Raw genomic sequence first — 18,283 nt, 5'->3', positions numbered from 1 at the left:
GTTGGCCCAGAAGACCACACCGACGCGTGCAGGGAGAATTCCACGTGACCACGCCAGCGCAGACCGAGTCGACCGAGGCCAAGGCCTCCGCTTCCGTCGTCCTCACCGACGTCGCGGCGGAGAAGGTCAAGGCCCTGATCGAGCAGGAGGGCCGCGACGACCTGCGGCTGCGGGTGGCGGTGCAGCCCGGCGGCTGCTCCGGCCTGCGGTACCAACTCTTCTTCGACGAGCGTTCCCTCGACGGTGACGTCGTCAGCGACTTCGACGGTGTCGAGGTCGTCGTCGACCGGATGAGCGCCCCCTACCTGACCGGGGCGACCATCGACTTCGCCGACCGGATCGACGCTCAGGGCTTCACCATCGACAACCCGAACGCCGGCAGCTCCTGCGCCTGCGGCGACTCGTTCAGCTGAGCCGACTCGACAACGGCATTACCAGAGCGCGACACCCGTGCGGGGTGTCGCGCTCTGGCGTTTCCGCCCGTGGCCCGTCGTCCGTGGCCCGTCGTCCGTGGCCCGTGGCCCGTCGTCCGTGGCCCGTCGTCCGTGGCCCGTCGTCCGTCGTCCGTCGTCCGTTGTCCCGGTCGGGTGTCATGCCGGGCGGTCTCGGGTGCCCCGGCTGGCGGTTGTCGGGTGGCGTCGGCGGCGGGGACGGGCCGCTTCGGCGGCGTACCCGGTCGGGGTTGGGGGTTGGGGCCGGCGGACCGGACGGAGATCCGGCCGACCCCCGACCGGTGGCCGGCCCCGGCCGGTAGGCTGACCCGCGCCGTGCCGCCGACCCCGAGGGTTGACATGAAGATCGCCGTTACCGGCTCGATCGCCACCGATCACCTGATGAGCTTCCCCGGTCGCTTCGCCGACCAGTTCATCGCCGACCAGCTCGACAAGGTCTCGCTCTCCTTCCTCGTGGACGACCTCGTCGTCCGCCGGGGCGGAGTGGCGGCGAACATAGCCTTCGGGATGGGCCAGCTCGGACTGCGTCCGGTGCTGCTCGGCGCGGTCGGTGCCGACTTCGCCGACTACCGCTCCTGGCTGGAACGCCACGGCGTGGACTGTGACTCGGTGCATATCAGCGAGGTCGCGCACACCGCCCGGTTCGTCTGCACCACCGACACCGAGATGTGCCAGATCGCCTCGTTCTACGCCGGCGCGATGGCCGAGGCCCGCAACATCGAGCTGACCCCCGTCGCCGAGCGCCTCGGCGGGATCGACCTGGTCCTGGTGGGCGCGAACGACCCGGCGGCGATGCTGCGGCACTCCGCCGAGTGCCGGGAGCGCGGGTACGCCTTCGTCGCCGACCCGTCCCAGCAGCTGGCCCGGATGGAGGGCTCCGACGTGGTCGGGCTGATCGACGGCGCCGACTACCTGATGACCAACGACTACGAGAAGTCCCTGCTGCAGAGCAAGGCCGGGCTGACCGACGAGCAACTGCTCGACCTGGTGAAGGTCCGGGTCACCACGCTGGGCAAGCGCGGGGTGGACATCGTCGGGCGCGACTTCGACCCGATCCACGTGCCGATCGCCCGGGAGGCCCAGGCGGTGGACCCCACCGGGGTCGGCGACGGCTTCCGGGCCGGCTTCTTCGCCGCCCTCTCCTGGGGGCTGGGCCTGGAACGGGCCGCCCAGGTGGGCTCGCTGCTGGCCGCCCTGGTCCTGGAGACCGTCGGCACCCAGGAGTACCAGGTCCGCCGGGACCTCTTCGTCAAGCGCCTCGCCGAGTCCTACGGCGACCCCGCCGCCGACGAGGTCCGCCCCCACCTGATCGGCTGACCTGCTTCTTTGCGGGCGGGGCGTGTCCTGCCTCCCTGGGCGTGGGGGCGCATCCTGGCATCCCGGGCGGGCGGAAGCGACTGGATCTCGGAAACAGTGCCCACCGGTTCGCCGGTGGGCACTGTTTTTTGGTTGTTGTCGTCCCCGTGCCGCGTGGCGGTGCGGGGCGCGGCGGCGAACTCTCTCCAGCGCGGCCGGATGGGTGATCGTCGACCGGCTGGCCGGGGAGGCGAGAATATCTGGGAAGAGAAGTGCCCCCCGAGGGGCCGATTTCTTCCAAGTTGCCCTGGCTGTTGCAGACGCTCGCGGGCGGGTGGTTCGGCCTCCCGGCCAGATCGGTTGCTGCCCAGATCAGCCCTCGATCGCCCCCTCACCCTCACCCCCACCCTTTCCTTCCCTCCTCCCCGGCCGAAGCCGAAGCGCCGCGCCCTCTCCGTACCCGAATAGGGTGTGAATCTTGGACACTTACCGTCCAAATACGACGGTAAGTGTCCAAGATTCACCTCGGGGTTCGCGCCGAGCGGTGGGTGGGCGGTTGAGGTAGGTGGGCTGCTGTGAGCGGAAACGGGACGGATGGGTGCAAGATGGCTCGATTGTCCGGTCAGATCTTCCCGGTCACCGCCTGCCGGGGCTGGCTGAGCGCGGTGTCCGCTCAGGTGCGGGGGAGGGGTGGGGCGTGGACGAAGGCCGCCCAGCGGTCCGCGGCGAAGGTGAGGGTGGGGCCCGAGCGGTCCTTGCTGTCGCGCACCGCCACCAGGCCGGCCAGCTCCCGGATCAACGCGCGCGACTCGGCGGGTGAGAGAGCGGCCTGGCGCAGGTTGTCGGCCACCATCGTATAAGTGCGCACCCCGTCCGGGTCCTGTACGTACATCGCCCCGTCCAGCAGCTTCGTGTAGGCGATCGGCCGCACGTGGGCGAAGTCGAGCACCACGAACTTGCCGATAGCACCTGCCGCATGCGGCCCGTCCTCGGGACGCAGCACCTGCACGGTGACGTTCGGCAGCTCGGACATGGTGGCGAGGTGTCGTAGCTGGGCCCGCCGGGTCTCGTCGCCGTTGACCCGCAGCCGCAACGCCGCCTCGCCGATCACCGCGTGCAGCCCCAGCGGCTCGTCGTCGGTGAGGCGTCGGGCCCGCGCCTGCCGGAACGACACGAAGCGCTCGGCGTGGTCCGGCCGGACGAAACCGGTGCCCAGGGTGAGCGCCTGGGCGTACTCCTCGGTCTGCAGCAGCCCCGGTATCACCATGGACTCGAAGACGAACGCGCCGTCGGCCAGGCCCTCCAGGCCGACGTACGTCTTGAACCAGTCCGGCATCACGTGCGCCCAGGGTGCCCACCAGCTGCGGGCGTCGGAGCGCGACGCGAGGGCGGTGAGCCGGTCGACGACGGCCTGTTCGGCACCGCAGGCCCTGTTCGGCGCCGCAGGCCCGCAGCACCGTTGCGATGTCCTCGGGGAACTGCTGGTACCGGCCCATCTCCATGTGCCCGAGCTTCGGCTTGCCGATCCCGGTACGGTCGGCCAGCTCGCTCAACGACAGTGGCACGTCCCGCCGGTAACGGCTCAACTCAGCCCCGATCAGCCAACTGTCTCCCCGCGACGCGACTGCCGCTCCGCAGCGCGGATGCTGCCGCGAGATGCGGCTGCTGCCGTGCGGCATGCGGCTGTTGCCGTGCGGCAGGGCTGCTGCCGTGCGGCAGGGCTGCTGCCGTGCGGCGGAGGTGAGCGGGGTACCCCTGTCGACAGAAAGCGTTAACAGGGGGCCCTTCCTTACACTGAGCGGCGGAGGTCGTGGGCGGGGCCGTCGGGGCCGTGGGTGGTGCCGAGGAACTCGTGGCCGCGCATCCGGCACCAGGCGGGCAGGTCGACGGCGGCGGCCGGGTCGTCGGCAAGCACCCGGACCACCGTGCCGACCGGTAGCTCGGGCAGTCGGCGGGCCACCGCGATCACCGGCAGCGGACAGCGCTGGCCCCGGCAGTCGAGCACCTCGGCCGGCCCGGTCACAGTCCCACCACCCCCGCCTCGGCGCGCAGGTCGGCCACGATGCCGGGCAGTTCGGTCAGGAACCGTTCCACCTGGGCCTCGGTGGTCTCCCGGTGCAGGCTGATCCGGATGTTGCCGTGGGTGAGCACCCCCATCGCCGCCAGCACGTGCGACGGGCGCAACGTCGAGGAGGTGCAGGACGATCCGGAGGAGACCGCGAAGCCGCGCCGGTCCAGGGCGTGCAGCAGCGCCTCGCCGTCGACGTACAGGCAGGAGAAGGTGACCAGGTGGGGTAGCCGGTCGGTCGGGTCGCCGACCACCTCGACGTCGGGCACCTCGGCGGCGACCCGGGACCGGATCCGGTCCACCAACGGCGCCAGCCGGGCCGCCTGCGCCGCCGCGTCGGCCGCCGCCGCGCGCAGGCTCGCCGCCGCCGCCACCACCGCCGGCAGGTTCAACACCCCCGGGGTACGCCCCGACTCCCGCTCGTCGGCCGGCCAGGGCGACTCCCAGCGGGTGCCCTTGCGGACCACCAGCAGCCCCACACCGGCCGGGCCGCCCCACTTGTGCGCGCTGGCGGTCAGCATCGACCAGCCCGCCGGCACCGGTGCCCGCCCCACCACCTGGGCCGCGTCGACAAGCAGCGGTACGCCAGCGTCGGCGCAGGTCTGCCCCGCCGCCTCGACCGGCTGGACGGTGCCCACCTCGTGACTGGCGGCGATCAGCGCCGCGAGGGCCACCCCGGGTGCCCGGACCGCCGTCGACCAGGCGGACAGGTCCAGCCGCCCGAGCCGGTCGACCGGCACCGGTACCGTCGTGCCACCGTCGGCGACGTGCCGTTCCGCGGCGTGCAGTACCGCCGAGTGCTCGATCGCGGAGTGCACCAGGGTGCGGCCCGACCGGTACCGTCCGGCCAGACCGCCGAGGACCGCCGAGTGGGCTGCGGTCGTACCGCTGGGGGTGAAGGAGAGTTCGTCGGCGCGGACGCCGAGGGTCTGCGCGGCGGCCTCGCGGGCGGCGTCGAGCAGTTGCCGGGCCCGGCGGGCCTGGCCGTAGAGCTTGCCCGGGTCGGCCCAGCCGTCGTCGAGGGCGGCCAGCAGGGCCTGCCGGGCGACCGGGTGCAACGGCGCGGCGGTCGCCGCGTCCAGGTAGACCGGGGGAGCACTCACGGAGGGAAACGCTACCCGCCTCCGGTGATACAAGATCCCCCGACGGGGGCGGAGAGCGACCCCCAAGGCCGTGGAGTGCGGATTGGTCGAGTAATCTGCGACCGTCGGTGACGCCTTTGCCGCCGGCGGCGAGAGATCGCCGGCTGCGGCGCGCTAGGGAGGCAGGACCAGGTGGTCGCAAGGAGTTCGGAGGTACGGCCCCACGCCGTACGGCACAACGCTTCCCCGGGAGCCGGTGGGCGACGGGGACGTGGTGCCGGTCGGATCGCCGGGCTCGGCTTCGGCGCGGCGGCGCTGCTGCTCCTGCTGACGGGCTGTGACGTCGGTGCGGCCTTCGGCGGTTTCGGCTGGCCGCAGGGCGGCATCACGCCGGAGTCCCAGCGGATGTACGACCTGTGGATCGCCTCCTGCATCGCGGCGCTCGCCGTCGGTGTCTTCGTCTGGGGCCTCATCTTCTGGTGTGTCGTGCGCTACCGCAAGCGGGGCAACGAGTTGCCGGTGCAGACCCGCTACAACCTGCCGATGGAGTTCCTCTACACCATCGCGCCGATCCTGATCGTCTCGGTGCTCTTCTACTACACGGCGATCGTGCAGACCGACGTGAACCGGGAGTCGCCCAACCCCGACGTCACCGTCGAGGTCGTCGCCTTCAAGTGGAACTGGCAGTTCAACTACCGCGACGGCCAGGGTGAGGACGCCAACACCACCGCCTCGGTGCTGGGCACCAGCGACGTCATCCCGGTGCTCGTGCTGCCGACCGGCCGGTCGATCCGGTTCGAGGAGACCAGCCGCGACGTCATCCACTCGTTCTGGGTGCCCGAGCTGCTGTTCAAGCGGGACGTCTTCCCGGGCAAGGTGCGCAACTCCTTCCAGGTCTCCGAGCTGCTCTCCGAGGGCGCCTACGTCGGCCGGTGCGCCGAGCTCTGCGGCAGCTACCACGCCTTCATGAACTTCGAGCTGCGGGTGGTCTCCCCGGAGCGCTACGACCAGTTCCTCGCCGCCAAGCAGGACGGCCAGTCCACCCAGCAGGCGCTGGAGGCCATCGGCGAGGAGCCGTACGCCCAGACCACCAAGCCGTTCGACACCCGTCGTACGACCAGCAACTTCAACCCGGACAACGCTCCGGCCGGCGCGGGAAACTGAGGGGTACGCCGATGAAGACCGAGTGGCGCATCTTCCTGATCATCGCCGGTTTCCTCTTCGCGACCACGGTCCTCTACGGCGCGTGGACGGCAGGTGACTCCGGTCAGATCGAGTGGATCGGCTCCACCGCCCTGCTGCTGTCGTTCCTGCTCTGCTCGATGCTCGGCGGCTTCTTCTGGTTCGTGTCCCGCCGGATCGACCTGCGGCCGGAGGACCGGCCGGACGCGGAGATCGCCGAGGGCGCCGGTGAGATCGGCTTCTTCAGCCCCGGCAGCTACTGGCCCTTCGGTCTGGCGCTGGCCGCCTCCGTCGCCGGTCTCGGCCTGGTGTTCTGGCAGCTCTGGCTGGTCGGGCTGGGCCTGGTAGCGGTCGTCTTCGCCACCTGCGGCCTGCTCTTCGAGTACTACACCGGCACCCGCCGCACCGCCGAGCACTGACCCACCAGCTCAACCGCCGAGGCCCGTGCCCCCACCGGGGGCACGGGCCTTGTCGTCCGGTGCGCGGGCTCGTCGTGCGCGGGCGTGGCCTCGTCGTCGTGCACGGCCTCGTCGTGCGCGGGCTCAGCGTGTGTGGTGAGCGCCCAAGGCAGAAAGATCTTGGAAGAAATGTGCCCCTGGGGAGGGGCCGAATTCTTCCAAGATCTTTTCGGAGCCGGAGCCGGGGCCGGGGCCGGGGCCGGGATGTGGTCAGGCGGAGCGGGCGGTGTCGATCCAGCGGTCCAGGGTCTGCGCGGCGGAGCCGGAGTCGATCGACTCGGCCGCCCGGTCCATCGCGGCGCGTACCGCGGTGGTGAGGTCGCCGTCGAGCGGCCCCTGGGTGGCGATGGCGACGCCCGCGTTGACCAGGACGGCGTCCCGGACCGGACCGGGCTCGCCGGCCAGCAACCGCCGGGCGACGTCGGCGTTGTACGCGGCGTCGGCGCCGCGCAGGTCACCGGGGGCGGAGCGGGGGATCCCCAGGTCGACGGCGTCCAGCACGGCCTGGCGGACGGTGCCGCCCTGGGCCACCCAGAGCCGGGTCGGCGCGGTGGTGGTGAACTCGTCCAGGCCGTCCTCGCCGCGCATCACCACCACCGAGTCGCCTCGGGCGGCGAAGACGTCGGCCATCACCGGGGCCATCCGCCGGTCGAAGCAACCCACCGCGCCGGCGGTCGGCCGGGCCGGGTTGGTGAGCGGGCCGAGGAAGTTGAACGCGGTGGGTACGCCCAGCTCGCGGCGGACCGGACCGGCGTGGCGCATCCCCGGGTGGAACCGGGCGGCGAAGCAGAAGCCGATCCCCGCCTCGACGACACAGCGGGCGATCTGACCGGGGTCGAGGTCCAGCGGCACGCCGAGGAACTCCAGCAGGTCGGCGGTGCCGCAGGAGGAGGAGGCGGCCCGGTTGCCGTGCTTGACCACCCGTACCCCGGCGCCGGCGACCACCAGGGCGGTCATCGTGGAGATGTTGACCGTGTGGGCGAGGTCACCACCGGTACCGACCACGTCGAGAGCGCTGGCGCGTACCTCCTCGGGGAGCTCGACCGGGACGGCCCGGGTCAGCATCGCCTCGACCAGGCCGGCCAGCTCCGCCGAGGTTTCGCCCTTGGCCCGCAGCGCGGTGGCGAAGCCGGCGATCTGGGCGGGGCCCGCCGCGCCGGACATGATCTCGCCCATCGCCCAGGCGGTGTCCGCGGCGGTGAGATCCTCGGCCCGCAGCAGCGTGGCGAGCAGGTGCGACCAGGTCCGTTCGCCCATGGCGGGCCTCCCGTGGCGGGGCGTGGGTGAGGTGGACGGGGCCATCGGGGCCGGGCGTCACCGGCGCCGACGGCACCCCGGCGTCGGCCGGTACCGCGCGGTGTTCGGAACAGCGCTGCGCGGGCCGGGACCGGGGCGGGGTGGGACGTGGGTGGCTCAGGCCGGGGCGTGCGCGCGGAGCAGCTCGGCGACCTTCGCGCCGGTGGTCACCGGGTCGAGCGGGTGCATCAGCGTCCCGTCCACCTCGGCGTACGCCGCGAGCCAGCGGTCCGCCGAACGGGCGATCACCACGCAGGTCGGGGGGGCGTCGTCCCGGTCGTCCTTGACCTGGCGGGCGATGCCGATGCCGCCGGCCGGGGTGGCCTCACCGTCGAGCAGCATCAGGTGGATCTCGTAGTCGTCGAAGAGCCGGATGCACTCGTCGTAGCTGGCCGCGTCGACGAACTCGACCCGCAGGTCGGGCGCGGGCCGGGTGCCGACCGCGAGCCGCATCTGGTCGCGGACCTTGGGGTCGTCGCTGTAGAGCAGGACGGTGTAAAGACGATCGCTCATCGCTGGCTGGCTCCCACGTCGTAGCTGCCCGCCGATCGTACCGGTCGGGGTGACCCCGACGACGGCCCGCCCGGGGCGCACCGGTCAGGCGGAGGTCTGCCCGGCGTGGTCGCGGGCCTCCTGGCGGTCCAACTCCCGGTCGATCCGGCGGGCCTCCCGCTCGGACTGCCGCACCCACTGCACCACCAGTACGGCGAGCATGGTCACACTGACGAACTCGCCGCCGGCCCAGAGGATGCCCCCGGCGACCACCTGGTCCTCCCAGGGATCCGCCCAGCTCAGGTTGAGCGACGGGTACCAGTCGCCGCCGAAGAGCGTGGTGCTCTGCATGATGGTGAGCCCGAGCACGGTGTGGAACGGCACCGACAGCACCATCAGCAGCGCCCGCCCGGGGTACGGCCAACGCCCCGGCAGCGGGTCCAGGCCGAGCAGCGGCCAGAAGAACAGGCAGCCGGTCAGGATGAAGTGCGCGTGCACCACCTCGTGTGCCCAGGTGTGTTCCAGGGTGTAGCGGTACAGGTCGGTGAAGTAGAGCACGAACGGGTTCACCACGAAGATCGCGAACGCCACCAGCGGATAGCTGAAGATCCGGGCGAACCGGCTGTGCACCACGGCCAGCAGCCGCTTGCGGGGGCGCAGCGGCAGGGTGCGCAGCGCCAGCGTGACCGGAGCGCCCAGGGCCAGGAAGATCGGCGCGATCATGGAGAGCACCATGTGCTGGACCATGTGCACCGACAGCAGGGCGGTGTCGTAGGCGTGCAGCCCGGAGACGGTGACCGAGGCGATGCCACCGAGCCCCGGTCCGAGGAAGAAGACCGTCCGGAGCACCGGCCAGCGGTCGCCGCGGACCCGCAGCCGGTGCACGCCGTAGAGGTAGAGCCCGGCGGCGACCACCAGCCCGAGGGCCAGCCAGCTGTCCAGTCGGGTCTCGGTGAGCACCGCGGAGACGGTGAACGGCGGCGGGCCGGCCTCGGCGGCCGCCGTGCGGATCGGATCGACTAGCAGCACGCTTTTCAGGCTAGGCCAGGCGAAGCGGACCTGGTCCGGGGGGCCACGAAAGGCGCCGGATTGCCACCCCGCTGATCGCCGGCGGAGGTCACGGGCAATAATGACGGCGTGACTGCGGCCCCAGCCATTGACAAGAGCCGGATCCACTCCCTGACCCGACCCAACATGGTCAGCGTCGGGACGATCGTCTGGCTCTCCAGTGAACTCATGTTCTTCGCGGCGCTCTTCGCCATGTACTTCTCCATCCGCGCGGCGGCGCCGGAGCAGTGGGCGGAGCACACGGCGGTGCTCAACGTGCCGTACGCGACCACCTTCACGGTGATCCTGGTGGCGTCCTCGATCACCTGCCAGATGGGGGTGTTCGCGGCGGAGAAGGGCGACGTGCACGCGCTGCGGCGCTGGTTCACGCTCACCTTCGTGATGGGCCTGATCTTCATCCTCGGCCAGCTCAACGAGTACGTGACGCTGGTGCACGAGGGCGTCAAGATCAACGGCGACGGGTACGGCTCGGTGTTCTACCTGACCACCGGCTTCCACGGGCTGCACGTGGCGGGTGGTCTGGTGGCCTTCGTCATCTTTATGATCCGCACGACCATGGGTCGGTTCACCCCGGCGCAGGCCACGTCGGCGATCGTCGTCTCGTACTACTGGCACTTTGTCGACGTCGTGTGGATCGGGCTCTACGCCATGATCTACTGGCTTCAGTGATCTTGGCGTTGGTCATCAACCGCGCCGTCGCCCCGTCCCCTCAGACAAGGTCCAACCGGTGAAGGACACAGGTCATGACTTCTGACAACGACCGCCGACGCGGTCTGCTCGCGCGCCTTCGCGAGCGGTCCGTGGCGCGCAGCAGAGGCCGCCGGCGGCTGGGCGCCGCGGTCCGGCTGATCGCCGCGTTGACGCTGGCCGGCGGCGCGTACACCGCTTTCGCCCCGAGCGTGCAGGCGCAGGAGAACCCGCCGGTCACCGGTGCCGCAGCCGAGGGCAAGGCCCTGTTCGACGTGAGCTGTGTGACGTGTCACGGAAGCAACGCGCAGGGCGTCGAGGGGCGCGGTCCGAGCCTGGTCGGGGTCGGTGCCGCCTCGGTCGAGTTCCAGGTGAGCAGCGGCCGGATGCCGATGGCCCGGCAGGAGGCCCAGGCGCAGCGCAAGCCCCCGGTCTTCACCGACGACCAGACCCGACAGCTCGCCGAGTACGTGCAGCAGTTCGGTGGCGGCCCCGAGGTGCCCGAGGGTGACCTGCGCCGCGACGCCGACCTGGCCGTCGGCGGTGAGCTGTTCCGGATCAACTGCTCGCAGTGCCACGCCTTCGCCGGCGGTGGCGGTGCGCTCTCCTCCGGCAAGTACGCGCCGAGCCTGAGCCCGGCCACCGACCGGCAGATCTACGCCGCGATGCTCAGTGGCCCGCAGAACATGCCGGTGTTCGGCGACAACCAGCTCGCGCCGCAGGAGAAGGCGGACATCATCGCCTACATCCAGGAGACCCTGAAGTACGACCAGGACCCGGGTGGCTTCAACCTCGGTCGGTACGGGCCGTCCACCGAGGGGCTGGCCATCTTCCTCGTCGGTATCGTGGCGCTCGTCTTCACCGCCCTGTGGATTGCGGGTAAGTCGTGACCGAACCGATCGTTGGTGACAGTGCCGTGGTGCCGGGGGCCGGCACCGCCGTTAGGAAGGTGCCGGCGTGAGCGCGCACACGGACAGCCCCGCCCGGCGTGAGCCGTTGGACCTGAACGACCCCCGGGTGACCCGGTTCGACGTCGTGCAGGAGGGCGCTCGACGCGACGACATCGAGATCGTCCACTACGAGCCGCAGGTGGTCGTCGGCAGCAAGGCCGAGCGTCGACTGTCCCGACTGGTGGCCGGGCTGTTCCTGCTGACCGGGGTGGCGGCGACCGCCTTCCTGGCGATCTACATCTGGTGGCCGTGGGAGTACGCTCCCGGCCGCGGTGGGGACAGCTACTACACCCCGCTGCTCGGGGCGACCCTGGGCATCTCCCTGCTCGCCGTCGGGTTCGGCATCCTGATCTGGGGCAAGAAGCTGCTGCCCAAGGAGGTCTCGATCCAGGACCGGCACGAGGGTGTCCGGGACGAGGAGTCCCGCCGGATCACCGGCGAGACCATGCTCTACATGGCCGACGAGTTGGGCGTGCGGCGTCGGCCGCTGCTCGGGATCTCGCTGCTGGCCGGGCTCGCGCCGGTCGCCGCGGTCGCGGCGGCCCCGCTGGTCGGCGGGTTGATCTCCGACCCGCACAAGAACAACCAGCTCGCCACCACCGGGTTCACCCCGGTCGACGGGCAGCCGGTCCGGCTGATCCGCGAGGACGGCCGGCCGATCCGCCCGGCCGACGTCAGCGCCGGTGGTCAGATCACCGTCTTCCCGGGCATCGACCACGGGGTGAGCAACCGGCACGCGGACTCGCCGACCCTGCTGATCCACCTGCGCGAGGACGACGCGCAGCGCTCGCGCCAGGCCAACGAGCAGGTCGGGCACGGCGACTACATGTGGGGCAACTACGTCGCGTTCTCCAAGATCTGCACGCACGCCGGTTGCCCGGCGAGCCTGTACGAACAGCAGACCAACCGACTGCTCTGCCCGTGTCACCAGTCCCAGTTCCTGATCACCGACAATGCCAAGCCGATCTTCGGCCCGGCCAGCCGGCGGCTGCCTCAGTTGCCGATCGAGGTCGATTCCGAGGGTTTCTTCGTCGCGAGAAGCGACTACACTGAAATTGTCGGCCCGGACTTCTGGGAGCGTCCATGAAACGCCGCAAGCTAGATGTTGCCGCGGTACCGGGCAGGACCGCACGGGGGTTGGACGACCGGTTCAACGGAGCGACCCCGCTCCGGAAACTGCTCAACAAGGTCTTCCCCGACCACTGGTCGTTCCTGCTCGGTGAGATCGCGCTCTTCTCGTTCGTCGTGCTCCTGCTGACGGGCGTCTTCCTCACCTTCTTCTACGAGCCGGCGATGACCGAGGTCATCTACAACGGCAGCTACGCCCCGCTGCGGGGCACCCCCATGTCGGCGGCGTACGCCTCCAGCCTGGACATCTCCTTCGATGTCCGGGGTGGTCTGATCATGCGGCAGATGCACCACTGGTCGGCGTTGCTCTTCATGGCCGCCATCGTCGTGCACATGCTGCGGATCTTCTTCACCGGCGCATTCCGGAAGCCGCGTGAGACGAACTGGATCATCGGCAGCCTGCTCTTCTGGGTCGGCTTCCTGGCCGGTTTCACCGGTTACTCGCTGCCGGACGACGGCCTCTCCGGCACCGGCCTGCGGATCGCCTCGGCGATCATGCTCTCCATTCCGGTGATCGGTTCCTGGCTGACCACGTCGATCTTCGACGGGGAGTTCCCCGGCATGATCATCATCAGCCGGTTCTTCATCGCCCACGTGCTGCTCATCCCGGCCCTGCTGGTCGCTCTGATCAGCGTCCACGTCGGGTTGGTCTTCACCCAGAAGCACACCCAGTGGCCCGGCCCCGGCCGGACCAACAACAACGTGGTCGGCGAGCGGCTCTTCCCCCGGTACGTGATCAAGCAGGCCGGCTTCTTCATGGTCATCTTCGGCGTGATCGCGCTGATGGGCGGCCTGTTCCAGATCAACCCGATCTGGTACTTCGGTCCGTACGAGGCATGGGTGGTCTCGGCCGCCAGCCAGCCCGACTGGTACGTCATGTTCCTCGACGGCTCGACCCGGCTGATGCCCGCCTGGGAGATCAACATTCCGATCGGCGACGGGTACGTCATACCCCCGCTGTTCTGGCCCACGGTGGTGCTTCCGGGCATCCTGGTCGGGCTCTCCCTGATGTACCCGTTCCTGGAGGCCCGGCAGACCAAGGACTACCGCAGCCACAACCTGCTCCAGCGGCCGCGGGACGTGCCGGCCCGGACCGGCATCGGCGCGATGGCGGTCACCTTCTTCATCGTGCTGACCCTCTCCGGCGCCAACGACGTCATCGCGGACAAGTTCCACATCAGCCTGAACGCGATGACCTGGGGTGGCCGGATCGGTCTGCTGCTCCTGCCCCCGCTGGCGTACTACGTCGCGTACCGGATCTGCCTCGGGCTGCAGCAGCACGACCGTGAGGTGCTGGCGCACGGGGTGGAGACCGGCATCATCCGGCGCCTGCCGGACGGCCGCTTCGTCGAGGTGCACCAGCCGCTCAGCAGCGACGGGCACGAGTTGGAGTACGCCGGCTGGGTGGTCCCGAAGAAGATGAACCGGCTCGGTGCCCTCGGCCCGGCGATCCGGGGCTTCTTCTACCCGATCGAGAAGCCGGCCGAGGCGCCGGTGTCGCCCGGCCACCCGCCGGTCGAGCCCCGCCCCGAGCGGGAACGGATCGGCAGCGGCGACTCCCGCTGACCGTTCTCCGACAGCACGCCGACGGCGCCCACCGGATCTCCGGTGGGCGCCGTCGCGTTGTGGCGGGTCGGTCCGGTTAGGCACCCCGAGCCGCCGAGCCCCCGCGATCGCAGGAATATCCCGGGTCAGCCGGGTATCCGTGCGGTCCAACGAAAAAGGGGGGGAACATGTTGGGTCTCAAACGTCTCGGGCTACTGGTCACCCTGGTGGTGGTCGGTCTGACCCCGGCGGCCGCGGCGCACGCCGCCGCGCAGCCGTCGACGCAGGACACCCAGTACCTGCAGGCACTGCACCAGGTGAACCTGTTCGAGATCGCCTCGGGCAAGCTGGCCGAGAAGAAGGGCCAGAACCAGCAGGTCAAGGACCTGGGTCAGCAGTTCGTGACGGACCACACCACGCTCGACGAGTCGGTGAAGAACACCGCCAAGCAGCTGAACGTCACCCTGCCCGACAAACCGACCGCTGACCAGCAGAGCGTGCTGAACAAGCTGAACGGTCTCAGCGGCGCGGAGTTCGACAAGGCGTGGGTGATCGCCGAGCTGGCCGGTCACGTACAGGCGATCCAGGCCACCCAGACCGAGATCTCGCAGGGTTCCGAGCAGTCGGTGATCATGCTGGCCCAGGATGCCCTGCCGGTCCTGCAGGCCCACTACGACGCGCTGGTGGCCCTGGCCCAGACCCTGGGCATCCCGGTCCCGCAGACCAGCGCCAGCGGCACGCCCAGCCCGGGTGGCACCGCCGGTACGCCGGCTCCGGGCGCGACGAGCGAGTCCCCGGGTGGCGGCACCGAGGCGCCGGCTCCGGAGACCACCGAGGCCCCGGCTCCGAGCCAGAGCTGAGCCGACGGTCGACATGCGGCCGGTCCGCCCGAACGGGCGGACCGGCCCTGCCGTGTCATCCGGCGGCAGCGGGGGTCAGTCGGCGCTGTTCAGGCCGATGGCGAAGGCCTCTTCCAGGTCGTGCTGCGAGTACGCCCGGAAGGCGATGTGCGACTCGGTGTTCAGCACCCCGGGAACCTTCGAGATGTGGCCGGCGATCACCTGGGCGATCTGGTCGAACTCGCGGACCCGCACCATGGCGATCAGGTCGACGTGTCCGGCGACCGAGTACACCTCGCTGACCCCCGGCAGGGCGGCCAGGGCCTCGGCGACCTCGGGGATCGAGTCGGTGGCGCAGTCGATCAGTACGATCGCGGTGATCACTGGTCCGCCCTTCGTCGTGCCTCGTCGGCGCGGGCATCGGCGCCGACGCCGTTGACCATGCTAGACGGCGGGAGCAGCCCGGAGGCACCGACGGTGCGGTCGGCACCGACGCGGATCACGTCCTGCAGTGACTCGTCGGGGCGTACCGTCGCGCCGGGCCAGAGCACCGCGCGGACGACCTCGCCGGCCACCCGCGCACCGGCGCCCACCACCGACCGGTGGCACCGCCCGGTGACCGTGGCACTCGGGTGGATCAGGTTGCCCCCACCGGCGGCGTGCAGGTTGGCGGTGAGGTAGTCGGCGGGCGTACCGGTGTCGTAGAAGGTGCCCGGATACGGCACCACGTGCAGGGCCCCGGCCGCCTCGGCCGGCCGCCACACCGTGCGGACCAGGTCGGCGAAGGTCGGCGGCAGGTCCCGGACGAGTCGCCAGGGCAGCAGCGAGAAGCCGACGAACCGGTGACCGTCGAAGGTGCCCGGCTCGGCCGGGTCCGGGGCCGGCTGGCCGAGCAGGCGTACCGTCTCGCCGTCCCAACCGGCGAGCAGCGCGGCGATGTCGGGGCCGGGGGGAGTGGTCGGGTCGGCCAGGTACGCGTCGGCGTTGCCGACCAGCACACCCCGGCCGGCGATCCAGTCCCGCAGGTTGCCGATTCCCCCGGCGGTGCCGAGTGGGTCACCCGGCTCCACCGACAGGTGGGCCCGGTCGCCGACGTGTGCCACCACCTGGTCGCCGAGGTAGCAGGCGTTGACCGCGACCGTGTCCGGGCCGGTCAGACCGAGGCCGGCCAGCCGGTGCAACGCCCGGTCCAGCAGCGGCACGTTCCCGACCGGACAGAGTGCCTTGGGTACCTGCTCGGTGAGCGGGCGCAGCCGGGTGCCCTCCCCGGCGGCCAGGACCACCGCGCAGACGTCGGTCACGGTGCCGTGTCGGGCAGTGGCGGCGGGAAGTTCCCCGCCTCCGGGCCGATGCCGTAGTAGCCGAGCAGCCGGGCGGTCGGCCAGCTCAACCGGGGCAGGTCGTCCAGCGGCTGCCAGGCGGCCTCGAACACCTCCGCGCCGTCCACCCGCAACTCGGTTGTCGACGCCGGCACCTCCGCCTCGAAGACCATGTCCACCCAGCCCTTGGCGTGCACGATCGCGTTCGGGGTGGCCGGCCGCAGCCGGGTGGGCGCCAGCCGGATGCCGGTCTCCTCGAACAGCTCCCGGGCGGCGCCGACGGCCGGCGGCTCGGCCCGCTCCAGCAGGCCGGCGGGGAGGGTCCAGCTGTGCCCGGGTGGTTGCCGCAGCATCAGCAGGCGTCCGGCCCCGTCGGCCTCGGTGTCGCGGACCAGGGTGACCGCGCCGACGACGTACTTCGGGACGGCGAGTCGGACCAGCCGGCGTCGCAGGGGGAAGGGCAGCCGGTAGAACAGCTGGTACCCGATGGCCCGTCCGGTGGCGCGGGTGCGGGGGATCATGCGTCCAGGCTAGTGGCCGCCACGCGTCGGTCGCCGCCGGAGGGGCCGCGTCGCGCCGGGTGGGTCTACTGTCGGTGGTCGACCAGGTCGATGAGCTGGCGGACCACGTCGTCCGGCTCGACCGAGCGGTCGAAGACCGCGACCAGGAGGGTCTCCAGGTCGGGGTAGCCGAGCTCCTCGGAGAGCCGCAGCAGGGGCAGGTCGCTGGCGAGACCCCGGTTGTGGGTGCGCAGCGCGAGCCCGATGGTGGCCCGGCCCAGCCGGATCTTGTCGGCGATCGAGATGCCCGGCTCGGTGTGGTCGGCGAACCAGCGGTTGATCTGCATCTGGGCGTGCGGGGACTTGACGAAGCCGAGCCACTCCCGACGCGGGCCCCGGGGCGGGGCGTCCGCCGCGACGCCGCTGTCGGCGTCGGTCTCGGTGAAGATCTCCACCACGTCCCCCTCGTCCAGCTCGGACGAGAGCGGTGCCAGCCGACCGTTGATCCGCGCCGCCAGGCAGTGGTCGCCCCGGTCGGTGCCCAGCTCGTAGGCGAGGTCGACCGGGGTGGCGCCGGCCGGGAGGAGGACCTGCCGGCCGTCGGCGACGACCTGGATCTGCGCCTCGGCGAGGTCGCAGCGCAGCGACTCGAGGAACTGCGCCGGGTCCGGGGCGTCCTGCTCCCAGTCGAGCACCCGGCGCAGCCAGTCCAGCTGCTCGGCGCGGGCGGCGGCCCGTCCCTTGGCCCGGGGGAAGCGGAACTCGGCGGCGATGCCGTACTCGGCCGCGCGGTGCATGTCGGTGGTCCGGATCAGCACCTCGACCGTACGGTTGCTGGGCCCGCAGACGCTTGTGTGCAGGGAGCGGTAGAGGTTGTTCTTCGGCGAGGCGATGAAGTCCTTGAACCGGCCGGGCACCGGCCGCCACATCCCGTGGATCGCGCCGAGCGCGGCGTAACAGTCGGTTGCCGGGCCGTCCACCACGACCACGATCCGGGGCAGGTCGAAGGGGACGCCGCCGGCGACGGTGTCCTTCCAGATTGAGTAGAGGTGCCGGGGGCGGGCGGCGACCTCGGCGGCGACCCGGTCGCGGCGCAGCGCCACCCGGGTCCGGGCGACCACGTCGCCGAGGTAGGAGTCCCACCCGGGGCGGTCGTGCACGTGCCGGGCGATCCGGGCGTGCTCCTCCGGCTCCAGGTGCAGCAGGACCACGTCGTCCAGCTCCCGCTTGAGGGTCTGGATGCCCAGCCGCTCGCAGAGCGGCACCAGCACGTCCAGGGTCTTGCGGGCGATCCGCTCGCGCGAGGCAGCGGAGCGGACCCCGAGGGTACGCATGTTGTGCAGCCGGTCGGCCAGCTTGATGATCAGCACCCGGACGTCCTTGCCGGCGGCGATGATCATCTTTCGGGTGGTCTCCGCCTCGGCGGCCTTGCCGTAGAACGCCTTGTCGAACTTGGTCACCCCGTCGACCAGGTGGGCCACCTCGGGTCCGAAGTCGTCGGAGAGGGCCTGCAGGGTGTAGCGGGTGTCCTCCACCGTGTCGTGCAGCAGCGCCGCGACCAGGGTGGTGGTGTCCATGCCCAGGTCGGCGCAGATCTCCGCGACCGCCAGCGGGTGGGTGATGTACGGCTCCCCGCTCTTGCGGAACTGCCCCCGGTGCATGGTCTCGGCGATCGTGTACGCCCGGCGCAGCACCGAGACGTCGGCACTGGCGTGGATGCTCCGGTGACTGCGCACCAGGTGGTTGACCGGGTCCGTCTCGGTTGTCGGCCAGGTCAGCAGCGAGCGCAGTCGGCGGGCGAGCGGCAGCTCACCCGACTGGTTGGACAACGCGCCGCCCAAGGCGGCCCCGTGTCCGGCGTCGACGTCCACGTGGGACACCTCCTCACCCCGCTCCACGGTAGCCGGGCACGGCGGCAACC

At 71.1% G+C, this 18,283-nt stretch carries 19 protein-coding genes and 1 pseudogene; 9 read left to right on the top strand and 11 right to left on the bottom strand.

Translation table 11 applies throughout. The features are described 5' to 3' along the window. The first annotated feature begins 44 nt into the window (after window positions 1-44). On the top strand, window positions 45-413 hold the full coding sequence (gene erpA / locus ACN28G_RS17100; protein WP_091441361.1) for an iron-sulfur cluster insertion protein ErpA: 369 nt from the start codon (window positions 45-47) through the stop codon (window positions 411-413). A 378-nt stretch (window positions 414-791) separates the two neighbouring features. Further along, window positions 792-1,769: a carbohydrate kinase family protein gene (locus ACN28G_RS17095; RefSeq protein WP_091441358.1), complete on the top strand. Its 978-nt coding sequence runs from the start codon at window positions 792-794 to the stop codon at window positions 1,767-1,769. Window positions 1,770-2,421: 652 nt separating this feature from the next. On the opposite strand, the gene ACN28G_RS17090 is transcribed toward ACN28G_RS17095, so the two are convergent. The 4 genes and pseudogenes from ACN28G_RS17090 to ACN28G_RS17075 all read right to left on the bottom strand — a co-directional run bounded on the left by ACN28G_RS17090 (window position 2,422) and on the right by ACN28G_RS17075 (window position 4,919). Beyond that, entirely contained in the window at window positions 2,422-3,084 is a 663-nt protein-coding gene (locus ACN28G_RS17090) for a DUF397 domain-containing protein (protein ID WP_091441355.1), read from the bottom strand. Window positions 3,085-3,181: 97 nt separating this feature from the next. Then, window positions 3,182-3,427 (bottom strand): annotated as a pseudogene (locus ACN28G_RS17085) (helix-turn-helix domain-containing protein); the annotation flags it as partial. A gap of 110 nt (window positions 3,428-3,537) precedes the next feature. After that, window positions 3,538-3,771 (bottom strand): sulfurtransferase TusA family protein, encoded by a 234-nt coding sequence (locus tag ACN28G_RS17080; protein WP_421479662.1) that lies wholly within the window; start codon window positions 3,769-3,771, stop codon window positions 3,538-3,540. Beyond that, window positions 3,768-4,919, bottom strand: coding sequence for a cysteine desulfurase family protein (locus tag ACN28G_RS17075; protein WP_091441350.1), 1,152 nt, complete (start codon window positions 4,917-4,919; stop codon window positions 3,768-3,770). Before ACN28G_RS17075 ends, ACN28G_RS17080 begins: the two co-directional genes overlap by 4 nt. A gap of 171 nt (window positions 4,920-5,090) precedes the next feature. Between ACN28G_RS17075 and coxB the strand changes: the two genes are divergently transcribed. Both coxB and ACN28G_RS17065 read left to right on the top strand, forming a co-directional pair. Next, window positions 5,091-6,062 carry a cytochrome c oxidase subunit II gene (coxB, locus tag ACN28G_RS17070; protein WP_091441347.1) on the top strand — a complete coding sequence of 324 codons (972 nt, stop codon included), beginning with the start codon at window positions 5,091-5,093 and terminating at the stop codon, window positions 6,060-6,062. A gap of 11 nt (window positions 6,063-6,073) precedes the next feature. Continuing rightward, window positions 6,074-6,499 carry a cytochrome c oxidase subunit 4 gene (locus ACN28G_RS17065; protein WP_421479660.1) on the top strand — a complete coding sequence of 142 codons (426 nt, stop codon included), beginning with the start codon at window positions 6,074-6,076 and terminating at the stop codon, window positions 6,497-6,499. Between the two features lie 249 nt (window positions 6,500-6,748). Here the strand turns inward: ACN28G_RS17065 and trpD are convergent, their stop codons facing one another. From trpD to ACN28G_RS17050, 3 genes are all read right to left on the bottom strand, one after another. Next, window positions 6,749-7,795 (bottom strand): anthranilate phosphoribosyltransferase, encoded by a 1,047-nt coding sequence (gene trpD, locus ACN28G_RS17060; RefSeq protein ID WP_421479658.1) that lies wholly within the window; start codon window positions 7,793-7,795, stop codon window positions 6,749-6,751. 156 nt (window positions 7,796-7,951) lie between these two features. Beyond that, window positions 7,952-8,347: a hypothetical protein gene (locus ACN28G_RS17055; protein WP_091441335.1), complete on the bottom strand. Its 396-nt coding sequence runs from the start codon at window positions 8,345-8,347 to the stop codon at window positions 7,952-7,954. 84 nt (window positions 8,348-8,431) lie between these two features. Next, entirely contained in the window at window positions 8,432-9,355 is a 924-nt protein-coding gene (locus ACN28G_RS17050) for a cytochrome c oxidase assembly protein (RefSeq protein ID WP_308472668.1), read from the bottom strand. 108 nt (window positions 9,356-9,463) lie between these two features. Between ACN28G_RS17050 and ACN28G_RS17045 the strand changes: the two genes are divergently transcribed. The 5 genes from ACN28G_RS17045 (at window position 9,464) to ACN28G_RS17025 (ending at window position 14,564) form a co-directional block, all read left to right on the top strand. Then, complete coding sequence (locus ACN28G_RS17045) at window positions 9,464-10,063, top strand: cytochrome c oxidase subunit 3 (protein WP_175440606.1); 600 nt, start codon at window positions 9,464-9,466, stop codon at window positions 10,061-10,063. Between the two features lie 74 nt (window positions 10,064-10,137). Next, on the top strand, window positions 10,138-10,971 hold the full coding sequence (locus ACN28G_RS17040; protein WP_091441329.1) for a cytochrome c: 834 nt from the start codon (window positions 10,138-10,140) through the stop codon (window positions 10,969-10,971). A gap of 67 nt (window positions 10,972-11,038) precedes the next feature. Further along, window positions 11,039-12,118: a ubiquinol-cytochrome c reductase iron-sulfur subunit gene (locus ACN28G_RS17035; RefSeq protein ID WP_091441325.1), complete on the top strand. Its 1,080-nt coding sequence runs from the start codon at window positions 11,039-11,041 to the stop codon at window positions 12,116-12,118. Then, window positions 12,115-13,725, top strand: a complete 1,611-nt coding sequence (locus ACN28G_RS17030) for a cytochrome b (RefSeq protein WP_091441322.1) — start codon at window positions 12,115-12,117, stop codon at window positions 13,723-13,725. The genes ACN28G_RS17035 and ACN28G_RS17030 overlap by 4 nt, the downstream gene beginning before the upstream one ends. A 167-nt stretch (window positions 13,726-13,892) precedes the next feature. Then, a complete protein-coding gene (locus ACN28G_RS17025; RefSeq protein ID WP_091441317.1) occupies window positions 13,893-14,564 on the top strand; it encodes a DUF4142 domain-containing protein in 672 nt (223 codons plus the stop codon). Between the two features lie 75 nt (window positions 14,565-14,639). Here ACN28G_RS17025 and ACN28G_RS17020 read toward each other — a convergent pair whose 3' ends face one another. The 4 genes from ACN28G_RS17020 to ACN28G_RS17005 all read right to left on the bottom strand — a co-directional run bounded on the left by ACN28G_RS17020 (window position 14,640) and on the right by ACN28G_RS17005 (window position 18,233). Next, a complete protein-coding gene (locus ACN28G_RS17020) occupies window positions 14,640-14,927 on the bottom strand; it encodes an Lrp/AsnC family transcriptional regulator (protein WP_091441313.1) in 288 nt (95 codons plus the stop codon). Continuing rightward, window positions 14,924-15,844, bottom strand: a complete 921-nt coding sequence (locus ACN28G_RS17015; protein WP_421479655.1) for a sugar phosphate nucleotidyltransferase — start codon at window positions 15,842-15,844, stop codon at window positions 14,924-14,926. The genes ACN28G_RS17020 and ACN28G_RS17015 overlap by 4 nt, the downstream gene beginning before the upstream one ends. After that, window positions 15,841-16,383 (bottom strand): NUDIX hydrolase, encoded by a 543-nt coding sequence (locus ACN28G_RS17010; RefSeq protein WP_091441306.1) that lies wholly within the window; start codon window positions 16,381-16,383, stop codon window positions 15,841-15,843. The genes ACN28G_RS17015 and ACN28G_RS17010 overlap by 4 nt, the downstream gene beginning before the upstream one ends. A gap of 65 nt (window positions 16,384-16,448) precedes the next feature. Continuing rightward, window positions 16,449-18,233: a RelA/SpoT family protein gene (locus tag ACN28G_RS17005; protein WP_091446862.1), complete on the bottom strand. Its 1,785-nt coding sequence runs from the start codon at window positions 18,231-18,233 to the stop codon at window positions 16,449-16,451. Window positions 18,234-18,283 lie beyond the last annotated feature (50 nt).

Origin of the sequence: Micromonospora sp. WMMA1923, from assembly GCF_049179195.1 — a bacterium.
GTDB classification, from domain to species: domain Bacteria; phylum Actinomycetota; class Actinomycetes; order Mycobacteriales; family Micromonosporaceae; genus Micromonospora; species Micromonospora yangpuensis.
This window is presented reverse-complemented; position numbering and strand designations above follow the sequence as displayed.